Source organism: Erwinia billingiae Eb661, from assembly GCF_000196615.1.
Lineage (GTDB): Bacteria > Pseudomonadota > Gammaproteobacteria > Enterobacterales > Enterobacteriaceae > Erwinia > Erwinia billingiae.
Map to the genome: position 1 here is coordinate 5,080,634 of NC_014306.1, position 19,534 is coordinate 5,100,167.

16 protein-coding genes are annotated in these 19,534 nt (G+C 54.6%); 1 reads left to right on the forward strand and 15 read right to left on the reverse strand.

What is annotated here, in order from left to right:
* Positions 1-49: 49 nt before the first annotated feature.
* Positions 50-2,416: a glycoside hydrolase family 31 protein gene (locus tag EBC_RS24550; protein ID WP_013204581.1), complete on the reverse strand. Its 2,367-nt coding sequence runs from the start codon at positions 2,414-2,416 to the stop codon at positions 50-52.
* A 31-nt stretch (positions 2,417-2,447) separates the two neighbouring features.
* Positions 2,448-3,755, reverse strand: a complete 1,308-nt coding sequence (locus EBC_RS24555) for an MFS transporter (RefSeq protein ID WP_013204582.1) — start codon at positions 3,753-3,755, stop codon at positions 2,448-2,450.
* Between the two features lie 317 nt (positions 3,756-4,072).
* Here EBC_RS24555 and uxaC point away from each other — a divergent pair, with 317 nt between their 5' ends.
* Positions 4,073-5,482, forward strand: coding sequence for a glucuronate isomerase (gene uxaC / locus EBC_RS24560; protein WP_013204583.1), 1,410 nt, complete (start codon positions 4,073-4,075; stop codon positions 5,480-5,482).
* Positions 5,483-5,575: 93 nt separating this feature from the next.
* Here uxaC and glmS read toward each other — a convergent pair whose 3' ends face one another.
* The 13 genes from glmS to mnmG all read right to left on the reverse strand — a co-directional run bounded on the left by glmS (position 5,576) and on the right by mnmG (position 19,534).
* Positions 5,576-7,408, reverse strand: coding sequence for a glutamine--fructose-6-phosphate transaminase (isomerizing) (gene glmS / locus EBC_RS24565; RefSeq protein WP_013204584.1), 1,833 nt, complete (start codon positions 7,406-7,408; stop codon positions 5,576-5,578).
* Between the two features lie 185 nt (positions 7,409-7,593).
* Entirely contained in the window at positions 7,594-8,964 is a 1,371-nt protein-coding gene (gene glmU, locus EBC_RS24570) for a bifunctional UDP-N-acetylglucosamine diphosphorylase/glucosamine-1-phosphate N-acetyltransferase GlmU (RefSeq protein WP_013204585.1), read from the reverse strand.
* 124 nt (positions 8,965-9,088) lie between these two features.
* A complete protein-coding gene (locus tag EBC_RS24575) occupies positions 9,089-9,508 on the reverse strand; it encodes a F0F1 ATP synthase subunit epsilon (RefSeq protein WP_013204586.1) in 420 nt (139 codons plus the stop codon).
* A 24-nt stretch (positions 9,509-9,532) separates the two neighbouring features.
* Positions 9,533-10,915, reverse strand: a complete 1,383-nt coding sequence (atpD, locus tag EBC_RS24580) for a F0F1 ATP synthase subunit beta (RefSeq protein WP_013204587.1) — start codon at positions 10,913-10,915, stop codon at positions 9,533-9,535.
* Between the two features lie 61 nt (positions 10,916-10,976).
* On the reverse strand, positions 10,977-11,846 hold the full coding sequence (atpG, locus tag EBC_RS24585) for a F0F1 ATP synthase subunit gamma (RefSeq protein WP_013204588.1): 870 nt from the start codon (positions 11,844-11,846) through the stop codon (positions 10,977-10,979).
* 54 nt (positions 11,847-11,900) lie between these two features.
* The gene (atpA, locus tag EBC_RS24590; protein ID WP_013204589.1) at positions 11,901-13,442 is read right to left on the reverse strand and encodes a F0F1 ATP synthase subunit alpha; all 1,542 of its coding nucleotides are present in this window, start codon (positions 13,440-13,442) and stop codon (positions 11,901-11,903) included.
* 14 nt (positions 13,443-13,456) lie between these two features.
* The gene (atpH, locus tag EBC_RS24595) at positions 13,457-13,990 is read right to left on the reverse strand and encodes a F0F1 ATP synthase subunit delta (protein WP_013204590.1); all 534 of its coding nucleotides are present in this window, start codon (positions 13,988-13,990) and stop codon (positions 13,457-13,459) included.
* A 14-nt stretch (positions 13,991-14,004) separates the two neighbouring features.
* Entirely contained in the window at positions 14,005-14,475 is a 471-nt protein-coding gene (gene atpF, locus EBC_RS24600) for a F0F1 ATP synthase subunit B (RefSeq protein ID WP_013204591.1), read from the reverse strand.
* Positions 14,476-14,578: 103 nt separating this feature from the next.
* Complete coding sequence (gene atpE, locus EBC_RS24605; RefSeq protein ID WP_003849523.1) at positions 14,579-14,818, reverse strand: F0F1 ATP synthase subunit C; 240 nt, start codon at positions 14,816-14,818, stop codon at positions 14,579-14,581.
* Positions 14,819-14,868: 50 nt separating this feature from the next.
* Positions 14,869-15,684 (reverse strand): F0F1 ATP synthase subunit A, encoded by an 816-nt coding sequence (gene atpB, locus EBC_RS24610; protein ID WP_013204592.1) that lies wholly within the window; start codon positions 15,682-15,684, stop codon positions 14,869-14,871.
* A gap of 8 nt (positions 15,685-15,692) precedes the next feature.
* On the reverse strand, positions 15,693-16,073 hold the full coding sequence (gene atpI / locus EBC_RS24615) for a F0F1 ATP synthase subunit I (RefSeq protein ID WP_013204593.1): 381 nt from the start codon (positions 16,071-16,073) through the stop codon (positions 15,693-15,695).
* A gap of 842 nt (positions 16,074-16,915) precedes the next feature.
* A complete protein-coding gene (rsmG, locus tag EBC_RS24620) occupies positions 16,916-17,536 on the reverse strand; it encodes a 16S rRNA (guanine(527)-N(7))-methyltransferase RsmG (RefSeq protein WP_013204594.1) in 621 nt (206 codons plus the stop codon).
* A gap of 108 nt (positions 17,537-17,644) precedes the next feature.
* Positions 17,645-19,534 carry a tRNA uridine-5-carboxymethylaminomethyl(34) synthesis enzyme MnmG gene (gene mnmG / locus EBC_RS24625; RefSeq protein ID WP_013204595.1) on the reverse strand — a complete coding sequence of 630 codons (1,890 nt, stop codon included), beginning with the start codon at positions 19,532-19,534 and terminating at the stop codon, positions 17,645-17,647.

Consider the following 19,534-nt stretch of genomic DNA (forward strand, 5'->3'; position numbering starts at 1 on the left):
CTGAAGAGTGGTCAACCAGAATGCCGGTCTGGTTGACGCATTCTGCCGCTTAGCGCAGCGTCCAGCTATCCTGACGCTCGCCGTTAATGGTCAGCGTGCGGGTTTCTCCTGCGGGCAGCTGCAGGCGTAAGGTTTTCCAGGCCGGGCGATAGTGTCCATGGGCAGTGAACTGAATATTGATGCGCTCAGCATCGCTTCTCAGCGTCCAGTTGAGCCACAACGCACCGTCGCGCTGCCACTCCCAGCTTTCCCCATCATCTTCAAACAGCATGCCGGTCTCTTCAGCGATCCCTTGTGCCGGGAACAGCAGCAGCGTGCGCTGGTCATCCAAATCATTGTCGATATGGCCCACCCGGCTGGCCTGCGGCAGCGCCGCGCCCGCTCTGACCATCAACGGCAGTCGGTCTAAGGGCGCATCCACGCTAATCGTCTGGCCGCCCTGGTGCCACTGACCGCTGTAATAATCGTACCAGCCGGTGGTATTTTCAGGCAGGTAGATGGCGCGCTGCGTGGCTCCCGGCTCGACCACGCTGGCCACCAGCAGATCACGCCCCAGCATAAAATCATCGGTCTCGTCGAAGGTGCGGGGATCGTGCTCGTGGTCGAGGAAGGTCGGGCGCAGCATCGGCTCATCGTCCTGACTGGCCTGCCACAGCAGCGTGTACAGGTAAGGCATCAGACGGTAGCGCAGCGCCATCGCGTCGCGGATCGCCGGGGTGACCTCCGGGTACATCCAGGGTTCATTGACCGTGCGATCGTCATTCCATGAATGGATGGTGAAACGCGGATGCATGACGCCGTTCTGGACCCAACGCACAAACAGCTCCGGATCGGGCTTTGCGCCTGAGAATCCGCCCACGTCATGCCCAACGTTATATAAGCCGGAGAGGCTCATCCCGACGCCCATCCGCGTGTTATAGCGCAGCGTCTGCCAGTTAGTGCGGTTGTCGCCACTCCAGGTCTGCACATAGCGCTGCATCCCCGCACAGCCTGAACGGGAGATCAGGAAAGGACGCTTTTCGGGCGCGAACCGCTGCTGGGCCTCCATCGAAGCACGCATCATCAGTAGCGGCATGACCGGACGGATCAGCTTGATCGGCAACGGCTGACCGAAGCCGTGACAGCGCGCTTCGCCATCCCAGACTTCATATTCGTTGTTGTCATTCCAGGTGGAATCAATCCCCTTTTCCAGCAGCTGGTGGGTGACATTTTCCTGCCACCAGGCCACCGTGGCCGGATTGGTGAAGTCGAGGTGCGATCCTTCGTCATCCCAGAAGACCGAGCGTTCAGGCGCGTCTGATTCAGAATCGCGAATAAACAGCCCCTTCTGCGCCACTTCGTCATAGCGCGGATGGTCCTGCAACAGGCAAGGCTTAATGTTGGCAGCCAGCTTCATCCCGGCCTCATGAAACGCCGCACTCATCAGCTCCGGCTGCGGCACCTTGTCGTGGTTCCAGTTGAAGACATAACGCTTGTCGTTGATTGAGGTGTAGCCTGACGACAGCTGGAACGAGTCGCACGGAATGGCATTTTCCCGACACAGCGAAATAAAGTTCATCAGCTGAACCTGCGCATCCGGCGCATCGGTGTAATGCATGGTCGAACCGCTGTAGCCGAGGCTCCATTTCGGGCCAAACAGCGTTTTCCCGGTCAGACGAACAAAGGCTTTGGTGACATCCAGTACTTTTGGCCCAAGGAACAGGTAATAATCGAGGTCGCCTGCCTCGGCCTGATAACGGCGGTACGGCAGATGGTAATTATCCAGCTCGTTGCCTAAATCCAGCTGAGTGGTGCTCAGGTTGTCATAAAACAGCCCGAAGCTGACGGTATCGCGCCGCGTCAGGGTGAAGGGAATATGCTTATACAGCGGATCGGTCGAGGCGGCGTTATAGCCCATCGCATCCAGGTTGCGCATTTCATAGCGGCCTCCGGTACGGTTAAGATCGCCCGCTTTCTCGCCCAGGCCGTAATAGTTGTCTTCCGCGTAACGGCGCTGATAATGCGCCACGCTATCACCATGGGCATTGAGCAGATAGGCGCCGGTAGGGCGATCGGCGCAAAGCGGCTGCCATCCCGCCTCTTCATTAAGATATTCCCACTCCAGCCACAGCGGCTGATGAACGGTCACCCGCAGGCAATCGGTGGTCACCACCAGCCTGTCGTCCTGATGCTCGCAGTGATAACCCGGCAGCGAGAAGCCTTCACAGCTTTCCCGCAGGCGACCTTCCCACGGCACGTCCGCTTCCGGCGCGATGCTCCAGGTGCGATCCAGCGCCAGCTCCCCTTTCTGCTTGATCAGCACCCGACACAATCCCTGTTCCAGCACGTAGAGGCGGAACAGGTGTTTTTCATCGACGCAAAGCTCAATAAATTCGGCCGTTTTCTGCCCTAACACCCAGTTTTTCAATGTTTTCATCGTTTACTCTTCAAAATTGTCAGTCTGGAAATCAGGCCGCGCGCGACGTGCTTCGACGTTCGGCAATAAACGCGACCAGGAACACGGCACCAATCAGATCGAAAAAGCCCATGGCCACAAACAGCGGATTGAATCCGATGGTGTCAGCCGTGACGCCTATCAACAGGGAGAACAGGAAGCTGGCGATCCAGGCAAAGGAACCCCGCATCCCGTTCACCGTAGCCATCTGCCCTTTATCAAAGGACTCCACCACCAGCGCACTTAACATGCAGGAGATCACCTGATGGCCAAAGCCACCCACCGAGATCAGGATAATGGTGATGTAAGGGTCTTTGGTGATCGCCACCAGCGCCAGCGACAGCATCAGGAATGCGCCGGTCACCGAGCTGGCAACCACCGAGTTCACCAGCGAGCAGCCAAACCAACGGGTGTAGAGGCGCGTCAGGTAGCCACTGGCGATGCTGCCCAAATCGGCGGCGAGGAACGGCAGCCAGGCAAACATGGCAATCTGTTTCAAATCCATGCCGCGTTCGCTGGCGAGGTACAGCGGTACCCAGAAGCTTAAAACTGCCCAGGCGGGCTCAGCCATAAAGGCCGGGATGGCGATGCCGTAGAAACGTTTGTTTTTGCCGACGGTTTTCAGCGCGGTGAAGAACGGCAGTCTGACCGCATCGGGCTCGTTATCCTGCTTGATCAACGCCAGCTCGTCTTTGTCCAGACGCGGGTGATCTTCCGGCGAATGATAGAACAGCAGCCACAGCACTACCCAGCCAGCTGCCAGCGCGCCCGAGAACAGGAAGGCGCCTTGCCATCCCCAGTAGCTGTGGGTGACGTAAATGATCGGCGGCGCCAGCATGGCACCGACAGAGAAGCCGACACCGGCCCAGCCTGCGGCGATGGGACGCTCTTTTTTCGGGAACCAGTCGCCAATGGTTTTGGCGTTAGCGGGCGTGGCAGCGGCTTCCGCGGCACCCATAAAGAAGCGGAGGATCGCCAGATGGATCCAGCTTCCCGCGCCGGCATGTAACAGGCTGACCAGTGCCCAGATACTGGCGCAGATCACAAAGCCCAGCTTGAGGCCAATCACATCAATCAGCCAGCCACACAACGGCTGGAACAGCGTATAGGCCAGCTGGAAAGCACCGACAATCCAGGAATACTGTTCGGTGGTGATCCCCAGACTGGTTTTTAATTCCGGGGCCAGAATGCCCAGCGAGTTGCGGGTCAGGTAGTTAACGGTAACGCCCAGCAGGAACAGCACCAGCATCCACCAGCGTAACTTTTTGACTTTTCTCTTACTGCCCACCGCCTCTTGCACACTGTTTGCCGTCAGGCTCATCGCTTATCTCCGGTCGAAAGAGGTAACGGCGGCGGTCAGTCACGTCCCTTTACAGACGCATTGCTGATCCACACCCTCACCTTGGTTGCCCGCATCTTGCGGACAAGGTGAAAAAGTGGTCAACAGGAAATGTGCAGATGGGTGATATCACTCACAACAATAGCCAATATTGGTCGACCAAAACGCTATTTTGGTGTTTTATGGCAGTTAACCGCCTCTCTTCGACCATTTAATGAGCGAATGCGAGCATTTATGTAAAAAGTGGTCAACCAAATATCCTGGCGCGATGGGATGTCTGGCAAAACGGAGCCTACGCAATGACGGTATTTATGGGTGAAGATTTCTTACTGCGCAGCGATGCCGCGCGCGAGCTGTATCACCGCTATGCGGCGGATATGCCAATCTATGACTATCACTGCCATCTCAACCCGCAGGATATTGCTGAAGACCGTCAGTTTGAGAATCTCAGCCAGATCTGGCTGGAAGGCGATCACTATAAATGGCGGGCGCTGCGTGCGGCGGGCGTGGCAGAATCGCTGATCACCGGCAATGGCAGCGATTATGATAAATATCAGGCCTGGGCGCAGACCGTGCCGAAAACGCTGGGCAATCCGCTCTATCACTGGACGCACCTCGAGCTGAAGCGGCCGTTTGGCATCACCGGCCAGCTGTTCCGGCCTGAAACGGCAGAAAGCCTCTGGCATCAGTGCAACGCGCAGCTGGCGACGCCGGAATTTTCCGCGCGCGGCATTATGCGGCAGATGAAGGTGAAAATGGTCGGCACCACCGACGACCCGATCAGCGACCTGCGTTACCATCGCCAGATCGCCGCTGACCGCACCTTCGACACCGAGATCCTGCCAAGCTGGCGTCCGGACCGCGCCTTTAAAATCGAACTGGACGGTTTCGCCGACTATATCTCTCAGTTGGGTGAAGCGGCGGACGGTGAAATTACTGACTGGGACAGCCTGCTGACCGCCTTAACGCGCCGGCTGGATCACTTTGAGGCCCATGGCTGCCGCGCGGCCGATCACGGCATCGAAATCGTACGCTTTGCGCCAGTGCCGACAGAAGCCACCCTAAGCCGCCTGCTGCAACGGCGGATTGCCGGGCAGACGCTGGATGAGACAGAGGTCGCGGGCTTCACCACCGCCGTGCTGGTGTGGTTAGGTCAGCAATACGCGCAGCGCGGCTGGGTGATGCAGTATCATATTGGCGCATTACGCAATACCAACAGCCGGATGTTCAGGCTGGTGGGCGCCGATACCGGGTTTGATTCCATTGGCGACCGCACCTACGCCCGCGAGCTTTCGCAGTTGCTGGATCAGATGGATAAAACCGACCAGTTGCCGAAAACCATCCTTTACTGCCTGAACCCACGCGATAACGAGATGATCGCCGCGCTGACCGGCAATTTCCAGGGCGGCGGCATTGCCGGCAAGATCCAGTTCGGCTCCGGCTGGTGGTACAACGATCAGAAAGACGGGATGCAGCGCCAGCTGGAACAGCTCTCTCAGCTTGGCTTGCTGAGCCAGTTCGTCGGCATGCTCACCGATTCCAGAAGCTTCCTGTCCTATACCCGTCACGAGTACTTCCGCCGCATCCTGTGCAATATGCTGGGTGGACTGATGGAGCAGGGCGAAATCCCGCATGAAATGGCGTGGTTGGGCGAAATGGTGCAGAACATCAGCTATAACAATGCCCAGCGCTATTTTGCTAAAGCCTGAGTCGCCCGGCGTTAAGCCATAAAAAAACCCCGGTTGTGCCTTCAACAGCAGAACCGGGGTTTTGTTTTTGCGGAAAGTCTCCGACGAAAGCGGTTATTCCACCGTGACTGACTTCGCCAGGTTACGCGGCTGGTCGACGTCGGTGCCCTTAATCAGCGCCACGTGGTACGACAGCATCTGCAACGGCACAGTGTAGAAGATAGGTGCAATGATATCTTCAACGTGCGGCAACGGGATGATGCGCATCCCTTCGGAGTTGCTGAAACCGGCATCCTGATCGGCGAACACGTACAGCAAACCGCCGCGCGCGCGTACTTCTTCGATGTTCGACTTCAGTTTTTCCAGCAGCTCGTTATTCGGCGCGACCACAATCACCGGCATATCGGCATCAATCAGCGCCAGGGGACCGTGCTTCAGTTCGCCGGCCGCATAGGCTTCCGCATGAATATAGGAGATCTCTTTCAGCTTCAGCGCCCCTTCCATGGCGATCGGATACTGATCGCCACGGCCAAGGAACAGCGCATGATGCTTGTCAGAGAAGTCTTCCGCCAGCGTCTCAATCAGCTTGTCCTGCGACAGCATCTGCTCGATGCGGGCTGGCAGCGCCTGCAGGCCATGCACGATGTCATGCTCAATCTGCGGATCCATGCCTTTCAGGCGACCCACTTTCGCCACCAGCATCAGCAATACCGTCAGCTGCGTGGTGAAGGCTTTGGTCGACGCCACGCCGATTTCGGTGCCCGCTTTGGTCATCAGCGCCAGATCGGATTCACGCACCAACGAAGAACCGGCTACGTTACACACCGCCAGCGACCCCAGATACCCGAGCTCTTTCGACAGACGCAGCGCAGCCAGCGTGTCCGCCGTTTCACCCGACTGGGAAAGGGTGATCAGCAGGCTGTTTTTACGCACGGCGGATTTGCGGTAGCGGAATTCAGAGGCAATCTCAACGTCACACGGCACGTTGGCCAGCGCTTCAAACCAGTAGCGCGACACCATGCCGGAGTTGTAGGAGGTGCCACAGGCGACAATCTGGATATGCTCAACCTGCTTCAGCAGTTCGTTGGCCTGCGGTCCCAGCTCAGAGAGATCCACTTCACCGTGACTGAAACGCCCGCTCAGGGTGTTTTTGATCGCCATCGGCTGCTCGTAAATCTCTTTCTGCATGTAATGGCGGAACTGGCCTTTATCGCCGGCATCGTACTGCACGTTAGATTCGATTTCGGCGCGGGTGACCTGCTCGCCCTGACGATCGACAATGGTGACATCGCGACGGGTGATCACCGCAATATCGCCTTCCTCAAGGTAAACGAAGCGACGGGTGACCGGCAGCAATGCCAGCTGATCGGAAGCGATAAAGTTTTCGCCCACGCCACGGCCAATCACCAGCGGGCTGCCGGAACGGGCGGCCACCAGCAGCGACGGATCGCGGCTGTCCATGATCACCATGCCATAGGCACCGCGCAGCTGGGGGATCACGCGCTGTACCACTTCACGCAGTGAACCGCCCTGTTGCTGCTGCTCCCAGTGAACCAGGTGAGCAACCACTTCCGTATCGGTCTCGGAGGCAAAGCGGTAGCCACGCTCGATCAGCAGTTCGCGCAGTGGCTCATGGTTTTCAATGATGCCGTTGTGAACGATGATGATGTGTTCAGAGATATGGGGATGCGCATTCGCCTCGGAAGGCTCGCCGTGGGTTGCCCAACGGGTATGCGCTATGCCTGTTCCACCCAGCAATGGCGTGGTTTCAGCCGCTTCGGCCAGCATGGCCACTTTACCGACACGGCGCAGGCGCGTGACCTGGCCTTCTGCGGTAACCACTGCCACACCGGCAGAGTCGTAGCCGCGGTATTCGAGACGACGTAAGCCTTCAAGCAGGATTTCAGCGATATCACGCTGGGCTACTGCACCAACAATTCCACACATAATGTTATTCCTGAGGTCATGACCGTAACGGTCATTAACTTTGTCTTCTGACCTGATGAGTCCGGATTGCGCCGGTTCCCCGAGCCTTTGTAGAGAGTGGGGATTATATTTATGACTGCTTTTGCGGGAGGGATGGGTCCCTCCTCAGAATAATTTGGGGGTAACCTGGGTTACCCGGTTAGTGCTTACTTCTTCTTCGCCGGGCGCTGCCAGTCTGTTTTCAGATTCTGGTCTTTGCGGTTATACACCAGGCCTGCGGCGGCAACGTCTGTCATCACCGTGGTGCCCGCAGCGATGGTGGCACCCGCCGCAACATTGACCGGTGCCACCAGCTGCGTATCCGAGCCGACAAACACATCATCGCCAATCACCGTCAGCGATTTGTTCACGCCATCGTAGTTGCAGGTGATGGTGCCCGCGCCGATGTTCACATTGGCGCCGATCTTCGCATCGCCAAGGTAGCTCAGGTGACCGGCTTTCGAGCCTTTGCCTAACGAGGCTTTTTTCATTTCGACGAAGTTGCCAACGTGGGCACCTTCCGCCAGCTGCGAGCCTGGACGCAGACGCGCAAACGGCCCAATGGTGCAGGCAGCGGCCAGCTCGGCGTCATCCACCACGCTGTAAGGACTGATTTCACAGTCATCACCAATCACGCAGTTTTTCAGGATACAGCCGCTGCCAATTTTGACCCGATTGCCAAGCTTAACCTGACCTTCAATGATCACATTGGTGTCGATCTCCACGTCCCGGCCGTGGGTCAACTCACCACGCAGATCGAAACGGGCCGGATCTTTCAACATCACGCCAGCCAGCAACAGCTTCTCAGCCTGTTCAGCCTGGTACACACGCTCAAGCGTCGCCAGCTGCAGGCGATTATTCACCCCTTCGGTCTCTGTCGAGCGCGTCGGGTGAACCGCCTGGGTCGCGCGGCCTTCCTGATGGGCGAGCGCTATGATGTCGGTAATATAGTATTCGCCCTGAGCATTGTTGTTGGTCAGCTTGCTCAGCCAGCGTTTCAGATCGGCACCGTTAGCCAACAGAATACCGGTATTGATTTCGGCGATCGCCAGTTGCTCCGGTGAGGCATCTTTCTGTTCGATAATGCCGACTACCGAGCCGTTCTCACGAATGATGCGCCCGTAACCGGTTGGATTATCCAGAATGACCGTCAGCAGCGCGATGCCGCCTTCTGGCTTCACGCTTTGCAAACGTTGCAGCGTCTCAACCGAGATCAGCGGCACGTCGCCATACAGCATCAGAATGTCTTCATCGTCGGCAAAGTAAGGTGCAGCCTGCTGCATCGCGTGGCCGGTTCCTTTCTGTTCTGCCTGCAATACCCAGTTCAGCGCCGGGTCCGTTAAGGTGGATTGCAACAGATCGCCACCGTGGCCATAGACCAGGTGAACCTTGTCAGCGCCAAGCTGGGTAGCGGCATCAATGACATGTTGCACCATCGGCTTTCCCGCCAGGCGGTGCAGCACTTTCGGCAAGTCGGAGTACATGCGGGTTCCCTTGCCGGCGGCAAGGATCACCACGCTCATTGCGCTGGTAGACATAGACATCCTGAAATTCAGTTATTGAACGGAAGTAAAACGGTTTAACGGTGAAAATACTACATTTTTCTCGGCAAAAAAAATGCCAGTCAGTTTCCTGACTGGCATTCTGCAGATTAAACCTGAGTTACATCGCTCTTTTGGTCAACTCGATCACGCGCAGTTTGGCGATCGCTTTAGCCAGTTCAGCCGACGCGGTTGCAAAGTCCACATCACCGTGGGAGCTGTTCATGTGCTCCTCGGCTTTGCGTTTTGCTTCCATTGCACGGGCCTCATCGAGGTCGGTACCACGGATCGCGGTGTCAGCCAGCACGGTAACCGCGCCAGGCTGCACTTCCAACACGCCGCCGGAGAGATAAATATACTCTTCTTCGCCCTGCTGTTTAACGATGTGAACCATACCAGGTTTAATGGCGGTCAGGAGAGGAGCGTGATTTGGGCGAATACCCAGCTCACCTTCCGTTCCTGATACCTGGATGCTTTGTACCAGACCGGAGAACATTTGCTGTTCTGCGCTGACAACGTCCAGGTGAAAAGTCATAGCCATAATTAACCTCCACAGAAACCGTTATTACAGTTTCTTCGCCTTTTCTACAGCTTCTTCGATGGAACCAACCATGTAGAAAGCCTGCTCTGGCATATGGTCGAATTCACCTTCCATGATGCCTTTAAAGCCACGGATGGTATCTTTCAGAGACACATATTTGCCTGGAGAACCGGTGAAGACTTCTGCCACGAAGAATGGCTGGGACAGGAAACGCTGCATCTTACGAGAGCGTGCTACCACCAGTTTGTCTTCTTCAGACAGTTCGTCCATACCGAGGATGGCGATGATGTCTTTCAGTTCCTGATAACGCTGCAGCAGGGACTGAACGCCACGTGCAGTGTCGTAGTGCTCCTGGCCAACAACCAGTGGATCCAGCTGACGGCTGGTAGAATCCAGTGGGTCAACCGCTGGGTAGATACCCAGAGAAGCGATCTGACGGCTCAGTACCACGGTTGCATCTAAGTGAGCAAAGGTGGTGGCTGGTGATGGGTCAGTCAAGTCATCCGCAGGAACGTAAACGGCCTGTACGGAGGTGATTGAACCGGTCTTGGTGGAGGTAATACGCTCCTGCAAGACACCCATCTCTTCAGCCAGCGTTGGCTGATAACCTACCGCAGAAGGCATACGACCCAGCAGTGCTGATACTTCAGTACCGGCCAGGGTGTAACGGTAGATGTTATCGATGAACAGCAGTACGTCACGACCTTCGTCACGGAACTTCTCAGCCATGGTCAGACCGGTCAGCGCTACGCGCAGGCGGTTTCCTGGTGGCTCGTTCATCTGGCCATAGACCAGTGATACTTTATCGATAACGTTTGAGTCGGTCATTTCGTGGTAGAAGTCGTTCCCTTCACGGGTACGCTCGCCCACACCGGCAAATACAGAGAAACCTGAGTGCTCAGCCGCAATGTTACGGATCAGCTCCATCATGTTTACTGTTTTACCCACACCCGCACCACCGAACAGACCGACTTTACCGCCTTTAGCAAACGGACACATCAGGTCGATAACTTTGATACCGGTTTCCAGCAGCTCTTGCGAGTTTGACTGATCTTCGTAAGAAGGTGCCGCGCGGTGAATCGCCCAACGCTCTTCTTCGCCGATGTCGCCTTTCATATCGATTGGCTCACCCAGCACGTTCATGATACGGCCCAGTGTGGCAACGCCCACTGGCACTTCAATCGGGTGCTCAAGGTCAACCGTTTCCAGACCGCGCTTCAGGCCGTCGGAAGAACCCATGGCGATGGTACGAACGACGCCACCACCCAGCTGCTGCTGGACTTCCAGCACCAGACGAGCATCACCATTTTTAACCTCAAGGGCGCTGTACACTTGTGGTACTGCGTCCTGAGGGAACTCGACGTCCACTACGGCGCCGATTACCTGGACAATCTTTCCAGTAGCCATCTTGAATCCTCTACCTAATTCGTTTATACCCCGCCGCTAACAGCTGGCAGGGTATACCTGGTTAAACCGCGGAGGCCCCACCGACAATCTCGGTAAGTTCCTGGGTGATGCTGGCCTGACGAGCTTTGTTGTATACCAACTGCAGCTCTTTGATCAGGTTTCCGCCGTTGTCGGTAGCAGCTTTCATCGCCACCATACGCGCGGCCTGCTCGCTGGCCAGGTTCTCTACAACACCCTGGTAAACCTGAGACTCGACGTAGCGACGCAGTAATGTGTCCAGCAGCGCTTTCGGATCCGGCTCATACAGATAATCCCAGGTACTCTTCTTCACCACGCCTTCGCTCTCGTCTGCTGGCGGTAACGGCAGCAACTGAACGATTTGTGGAGACTGGGACATGGTGTTGATAAATTTGTTGCTGACGACAAACAGCTTGTCGAGACGACCTTCGTCATAGGCTTGCAGCATCACTTTCACTGGGCCAATCAGATCGGACAGGGAAGGTTTATCTCCCATGCCGGTCACCTGGGCAACAACGTTGCCACCGACAGAGCTGAAGAATGAAAGGCCTTTCGATCCGATAATCGCGAGATCGCTCTCAACGCCTTTATCAGACCAGCTTTTCATATCTGCCAGCACGCGTTTGAACAGGTTAATGTTCAAACCACCACAAAGCCCGCGGTCGGTAGACACGACCAGATAACCAACGCGCTTAACGTCACGCTCGTCCAGGTAAGGGTGTATGTACTCCAGATTCCCTAACGCAATGTGACCAATCACTTTGCGCATGGTCTCTGCATAAGGACGGCTGGCCGCCATGCGTTCTTGCGATTTACGCATTTTAGAGGCAGCGACCATTTCCATCGCTTTGGTGATCTTCTGCGTGTTCTGGACGCTTCCGATCTTACTACGTATCTCTTTTGCGCCGGCCATAAGCTTCTCCTCAAAGCCTTGCGGCTTGCCCCCTAAGAGACAAGCCGCCAGACATTACCAGGACTGGGTTTTCTTAAACGTTTCGAGGAGGCCTTTCAGCTTCTCTTCGATTTCGCCGTTATAGTTACCAGACTGGTTGATTTCAGCCATCAGCTCAGCGTGATCGCGATCCGCAAAAGCCAGCAGCGCCGCTTCGAAGCTACCGATTTTCGCCAGTTCGACGTCATTCAGGAAGCCACGCTCGGCCGCAAACAGCACCAGACCCTGCTGCGCTACGGACATCGGCGCATACTGTTTCTGTTTCAGGAGCTCGGTCACTTTCTGACCGTGGCTCAGCTGCTTACGGGTCGCTTCGTCCAGATCGGAAGCGAACTGAGAGAACGCTGCCAGTTCACGATACTGTGCCAGCGCGGTACGAATACCACCGGACAGTTTCTTGATGATCTTGGTCTGAGCAGCACCACCCACACGGGATACCGAAATACCCGGGTTAACTGCCGGACGAATACCGGAGTTAAACAGGTTAGTTTCCAGGAAGATCTGACCATCAGTAATCGAGATTACGTTGGTCGGAACGAACGCAGAAACGTCGCCTGCCTGAGTTTCGATGATTGGCAGTGCAGTCAGTGAACCGGTTTTACCCTTCACTTCGCCTTTGGTAAACGCTTCAACGTACTCAGCGTTAACGCGAGAAGCACGCTCCAGCAGACGGGAGTGGAGATAGAACACGTCACCAGGGAAAGCTTCACGACCTGGCGGACGGCGCAGCAGCAGGGAAACCTGACGGTAAGCAACAGCCTGTTTAGACAGGTCATCGTACACGATCAGTGCATCTTCACCGCGGTCACGGAAGTATTCGCCCATGGCGCAACCTGCATACGGAGCCAGGTACTGCAGAGCAGCAGACTCAGATGCGGTAGCCACAACAACGATGGTGTTAGCCAGTGCGTTGTGTTCTTCCAGTTTGCGAACCACGTTAGCGATAGTCGACGCTTTCTGACCGATAGCGACGTACACACACTTGATGCCGGAATCACGCTGGTTGATGATCGCATCGATCGCCATCGCGGTTTTACCGGTCTGACGGTCACCGATGATCAGCTCACGCTGGCCACGGCCGATTGGGATCATCGCATCGACTGACTTGTAGCCAGTCTGCACAGGCTGGTCAACGGACTGACGATCGATAACGCCTGGTGCAATCACTTCGATTGGCGAGAAGCCATCGTTGTCGATTGCGCCTTTACCGTCGATTGGTGCACCCAGGGTGTTCACCACGCGGCCTAACAGGCCACGACCAACCGGTACTTCAAGAATACGGCCAGTACACTTAACTTTCATGCCTTCGGCAAGGTCAGCGTATGGGCCCATCACGACTGCACCAACGGAGTCGCGCTCCAGGTTCAGTGCGATTGCGTAACGGTTGCCCGGCAGTGCGATCATCTCACCCTGCATAACATCGGCCAGGCCGTTTACGCGGATGATGCCGTCACTGACGGATACAATAGTGCCTTCATTGTGAGCTTCGCTCACTACATTGAACTGAGCAATGCGCTGCTTGATCAGTTCGCTGATTTCGGTGGAATTCAGTTGCATATGCTCCAGTCCCCTTAAGACTGCAAGACGTCTGTAAGACGCTCGAGACGGCCGCGTACGCTGCCGTCAATGACCATATCACCCGCTCGGATGATTACGCCTGCCAATACAGATTTATCGATTTTGCAATTCAGCTTAACTTTGCGTGACAGACGTTTTTCCATAGCGGCGCTGATTTTGGTCAGCTGTTCGTCACTCAGTGTAGTGGATGAGATTACCTCAACGTCCGCGGTCGCATCATGTGCGGCACGTAGTTGGATAAACTGAGCCAGTACATCGGGAAGCGCTGGTAAACGTTTGTTTTCAGCCATGACCTTAACAAGGTTCTGACCGGCTTCATCCAGTTGATCACCACAGATAGCGATGAACTGTGCAGACAACGCTTCCGGCGCAACAGCGCCGGAAAGAAGTTCTGCTACCTGTTCATTGCTGGCTACCTCGGTAGCGAACGCCAGCATCTGCTGCCAGCGATCGACACTTTGATGCTCAACAGCAAAGTCAAAAGCTGCTTTGGCGTAGGGGCGAGCTACAGTAGTAAATTCAGACATCAGCCCCTTCCTCCTTACAGTTCAGCGACCAGTTTATCAACGATGTCGCTGTTAGCAGCTTCATCCACGGAACGTTCAATGATTTTCTCGGCGCCGGCAATTGCCAGCATCGCGACTTGCTTCCGCAACTCTTCACGTGCACGTTTACGCTCAGCATCAATTTCAGCCTGCGCCTGGGTGACGATCTTGTTACGTTCCTGCTCAGCCTCAGCTTTGACTTCGTCCAGGATCTGCGAACGGCGCTTGTTAGCTTGTTCGATGATTACCTGAGCTTCTTCTTTCGCTTTCTTCAGCTGATCGGTCGCATTAGCCTGCGCGAGATCCAAATCTTTTTTGGCACGTTCAGCGGAAGCAAGGCCTTCGGCAACTTCTTTCTGGCGCTTTTCAATAGCGGCCATTAAAGGCGGCCATACGTACTTCATGCAGAACAGGACAAACAGGATGAACGCGATAGCCTGGCCGAGGATTGTTGCGTTAATGTTCACAGCACAATGCCTCTTGTTAAGTTAACTTTTTCTCCGGCTGGCAAGCCAACCGGAAGAATCCGTTCATCACCAGACATAACACCCGGCGATGAACTATCGGTTATTACGCGACAGCAAACATCACGTACAGACCCAGACCAACAGCGATCATTGGGATTGCATCCACCAGACCCATTACAACAAAGAACTGCGTACGCAGCAGAGGGATAAGATCCGGTTGACGCGCAGCGCCTTCCAGGAATTTGCCTCCGAGGATGCCGATACCGATTGCAGCACCGATTGCCGCTAAGCCCATCATCACAGCGGCAGCCATGTACAGCAGATCCATATTCAGGTTTTCCATGACAGTCTCCAGTTTGTTTCAGTTAAAACGCAGTAGTGTTAAGTAAAAAATCAATGTTCTTCAGATGCCATCGACAGATAGACAATCGTTAAGACCATGAAAATGAAAGCCTGCAACGAAATGATCAGGATGTGGAAAATGGCCCAAGGCACATTCAGGATCCACTGTGACCACCACGGCAACAGACCGGCAATCAGGATAAAAATCAATTCACCCGCATACATGTTTCCGAACAGTCGCAGACCCAGAGATACCGGTTTGGACAGCAGGCTCACACCTTCCAGAATCAGGTTGATCGGAATGAAAATCGGGTGATTGAAGGGTTGCAGTGTCAGCTCTTTCGTAAAGCCGCCAATGCCTTTCATCTTGATGCTGTAGAACAGAATCAAAACAAATACGCCAAGTGCCATAGACAGCGTGATGTTCACGTCTGCAGAAGGCACCACACGCAACGCTGGCAAACCTAAGACGTGCTCACCGATATACGGCAGGAAGTCTATAGGCAGCAGGTCCATGAAGTTCATCAGGAACACCCAGACGAAAATCGTCAGGGCCAGCGGTGCGATTAATTTGCTTTTACCGTGATACATGTCGCGGACGTTGTCGTCGACAAAACCAATTACCAACTCGATCGCGGCCTGCATTTTACCCGGTACGCCGCTGGTGGCTGATTTCGCAACTGAACGAAACAGCACCAGAAACACCAGTCCGAGCACCACAGAGAAAAACATGGAGTCGATATTTAGTACCCAGAACGACGGTGCGTCGTGTGGATTCACTAGCTCGAAGGTACGCAGATCAAGCTGAAGATTCTTCAGGTGATGACCTATGTATTCCTGCGGCGTAGAGATTTCTCCTGCAGCCATGATGCCTCTTACCCTTTGTTGTTAATTACAGCCGGTGCGACGATTTGCACAATCAGCACCGATAACCAGGCCAGTCCGAGCGGTGTAAACGCCGCCCCAAATACTGCCAGCGCCAACACCAGCAGGAGAATGGTGGCCAGGACCTTCAGCACCTCACCCAGTAAAAAAGTCCAGGCGATGCGCCCTTTCACTGGGTCTCCTGCCTGATGACGCCAGGCAAAAATCATAAACACAATGTTTGGCAGCCAGGCTGCCAGTCCACCCGCGAGGGCGGACAAGCCCCACGCCAGATCTTTCAGGGCAAACAGCGCGCCGATTACGACGAAAGTCACCAGCTGAAGCATCAGCACGGTTCGGGCAAATTTTACTCTGTAAAGGGACACTGACATGACGCTGAAACTCTCCTGCCCCATCCGGGGTATGTCGCGTGTCGTATAAAACTGCCTTTGCTCTTTTGAGTCAAGCAGCAAAAAACGAGCAAATTATACGGTGCGCCCCTGCGATTTCAATGGATAAGTAGCGAAAAGGTGAACAATTATTTAAATTTCTTTCCACAGGCCTGTTTTTCAAAATTGTAAAGAACAGCAAACCAAGTGAAATTTACTGCAATAGCCGACAAACCTTGCTCATAAAGCGTGCGTGTGATCACACTTCGGTAACTTAATGCTTAAGTTCTGTGCAGGATTAGTCTCATTAGAATGAAATTTAAATTAAAACACCTAATACAATTCAATAAGTTACCTAATGATAATTTAAATATGGCAATTATTGTCGATTAAAAGCCCTTATTGACATTCGTAGCAACTAATTCTCGCCCCATAAGCCATTACTTACGTCGATTTATAAAGGGGATATATTTTCCTGCGTGACGACTGACCAGACGATAATGGCGGCAAAAGGTGATGTTAATGATAATGGAATGTGAAAATAAGGTTAAATGTTGCCAATCGTGTCGGATAATTTCAGCCTGTGCTTTTAACCTTGTCGAAACAACCTGGCAGCGGAAAAAAGTGTGAATGCGATCGTTCAACTGATGCATTTTCAGACAACACCTTAGCCGGTCTGGCACGCCAGGTGTCGTCACCTGGCAGGATAGTCACCGAACTTAACTAAAATCCAGTAACATAAAGCACTTACAGACAATAAGGCTATTCCGCTTCAGGCGGATAATCCGGGTAAAAAACGCCGAAATATCGCCGCCAGTGCGGAATAAAAAAGCAGCGCCTGCTGCTTATTTCGTCACGTTAACCACAATCAAATGACGCTCACCTTCCAGCTGAGGAACCGCTAATTTGACCACCCGATCAACAGCAAATCCCGCCGGTAATGTCGCCAGTTCATCGTCAGGAACGACGCCTTTCAGGGCATAAAACTGGCCTTTTTCGCCTGGCAAATGGTGGCACCAGTTGAGCATATCGTTCAGTGAAGCAAAGGCCCGGCTAATCACGCCATCAAACGGTGGCTCCGCAGGAAAGTCCTCTACCCTACTCTGCACTGGCTCTATGTTCACCAGCTTCAGCTCATGCTGAACCTGCTTCAGGAAGCGTATGCGCTTGCCTAAGCTGTCCAGCAGGGTGAAATGCGCGTCAGGCCGGACAATCGCTAAGGGTACGCCTGGCAGGCCGGGACCGGTGCCGACATCAATAAAGCGGCTGCCCTGCAGGTGTGGCTCAACCACAATGCTGTCCATGATATGGCGGATCAGCATCTGCTCAGGGTCACGCACTGACGTCAGATTGTAGGCTTTATTCCACTTGTGCAGCATTTCAACATAGCCCACCAGCTGGTTTTTTTGCTGATCGGACAGAGAAATAGTAGCCGCTTTAAGCAGCGAAGTGAGTTTATTAATCACAATGAGGTCCTGTGAGGGATTTTGGGGGGAATTTATTCGTCCCGCCTGACAAATACAAGAGGGGCGAGAAAACTCCCGCCCCTCTTACGTTGTGACTGTCAGTGAAAGTCAGGCGCTTTTACGCAGCAAGCCCTGCTTTTTCAGGTAGATCAACAGAATGGAGATCGCCGCCGGGGTGATCCCAGAAATACGCGATGCCTGGCCAATCGATCCCGGTTTGTGATCGTTCAGCTTGGCAATCACCTCATTGGAGAGGCCGCTCACCTGATGATAATCCAGTTCTGCCGGCAGCAAGGTATTCTCATTGCGCTGCTGGCGATTAATCTCTTCCTGCTGGCGCGCAATGTAGCCTTCGTACTTCACCTGAATCTCAACCTGCTCAGCCGCCTGAGGATCGGCCAGTGCCGGGGCAAAGGTGCTCAGGGTCATCAGCTGCTGATAGGTCATTTCCGGACGGCGAAGCAGATCTTCACCGCTGGCTTCCTTGGTCAGCGCAGCACTCAGCACGCCGTTCACTTCTTCCACGCTGTCTGATTTCGGGTGTACCCAAATATCGCGCAGACGCTGGCGTTCTTTTTCGATGCTTTCCAGTTTCTCGTTGAAGCGAGCCCAGCGGGCATCGTCAACCAGACCCAGTTCACGACCGGCTTCGGTCAGACGCAGATCGGCATTGTCTTCACGCAGCATCAGGCGGTATTCAGCACGTGAGGTAAACATGCGGTACGGCTCTTTGGTACCCAGCGTGCAGAGATCGTCCACCAGTACGCCAAGGTAAGCCTGATCGCGGCGGGGTGCCCAGGTCTCTTTGTCAGCAGACAGGCGACCCGCGTTCAGACCAGCCAGCAGTCCCTGAGCCGCCGCTTCTTCGTAACCGGTAGTGCCGTTGATCTGTCCGGCAAAGAACAGACCCTGGATATGTTTGCTTTCCAGCGTCGGTTTCAGATCGCGAGGATCGAAGAAATCGTACTCGATGGCATAGCCAGGTCGAACGATCTTCGCGTTTTCCAGTCCCTTCATCGACCGGACGATCTGGATCTGAACGTCAAACGGCAGGCTGGTAGAGATGCCATTTGGGTAAATTTCATTGCTGGTCAGGCCTTCCGGCTCGAGGAAGATCTGGTGCGCGTTACGATCGGCAAAACGCATCACCTTGTCTTCAATCGACGGACAGTAGCGTGGACCAATTCCTTCAATCACGCCGGAGTACATCGGGCTGCGATCGAGGTTATTGCGGATCACCTCGTGGGTGTTCTCGTTGGTGTAGGTGATGTAGCAAGGCACCTGTTGTGGATGCTGTGACACATTGCCCATGAAAGAGAAGACCGGCATTGGCGTATCGCCATGCTGCGGATCCAGCACGCTGAAATCAATGGTTCTGGCATCGATACGCGGTGGCGTTCCGGTTTTCAGACGGCTGACACGCAACGGCAGTTCACGCAGACGACGTGCCAGCGGAATCGAAGGAGGATCGCCTGCACGACCGCCGCTGTAGTTATCCAGACCGATGTGAATTTTACCGTCGAGGAAGGTTCCGACCGTCAGAACGACCGACTTAGCACGGAACTTCAGTCCCATCTGGGTGACTGCACCGACAACACGATCGTTCTCAACGATAAGATCGTCTACCGCCTGTTGGAAGATCATCAGGTTTGGCTGATTCTCTAGCGCAGTACGCACGGCCTGTCGGTAAAGCACGCGGTCAGCCTGAGCACGGGTAGCCCGAACCGCAGGACCTTTGCTCGCGTTTAGTATCCTAAACTGTATGCCAGCCCGATCGATGGCATGTGCCATCAGCCCGCCAAGTGCGTCCACTTCTTTAACCAGATGTCCTTTTCCAATCCCACCGATCGCCGGATTACAGGACATTTGTCCAAGCGTATCAATGTTATGGGTTAATAGCAGGGTTTGCTGACCCATTCGGGCAGCCGCCATTGCGGCTTCGGTACCCGCATGACCACCACCGATTACGATGACGTCAAAAGGATCTGGATAAAACAT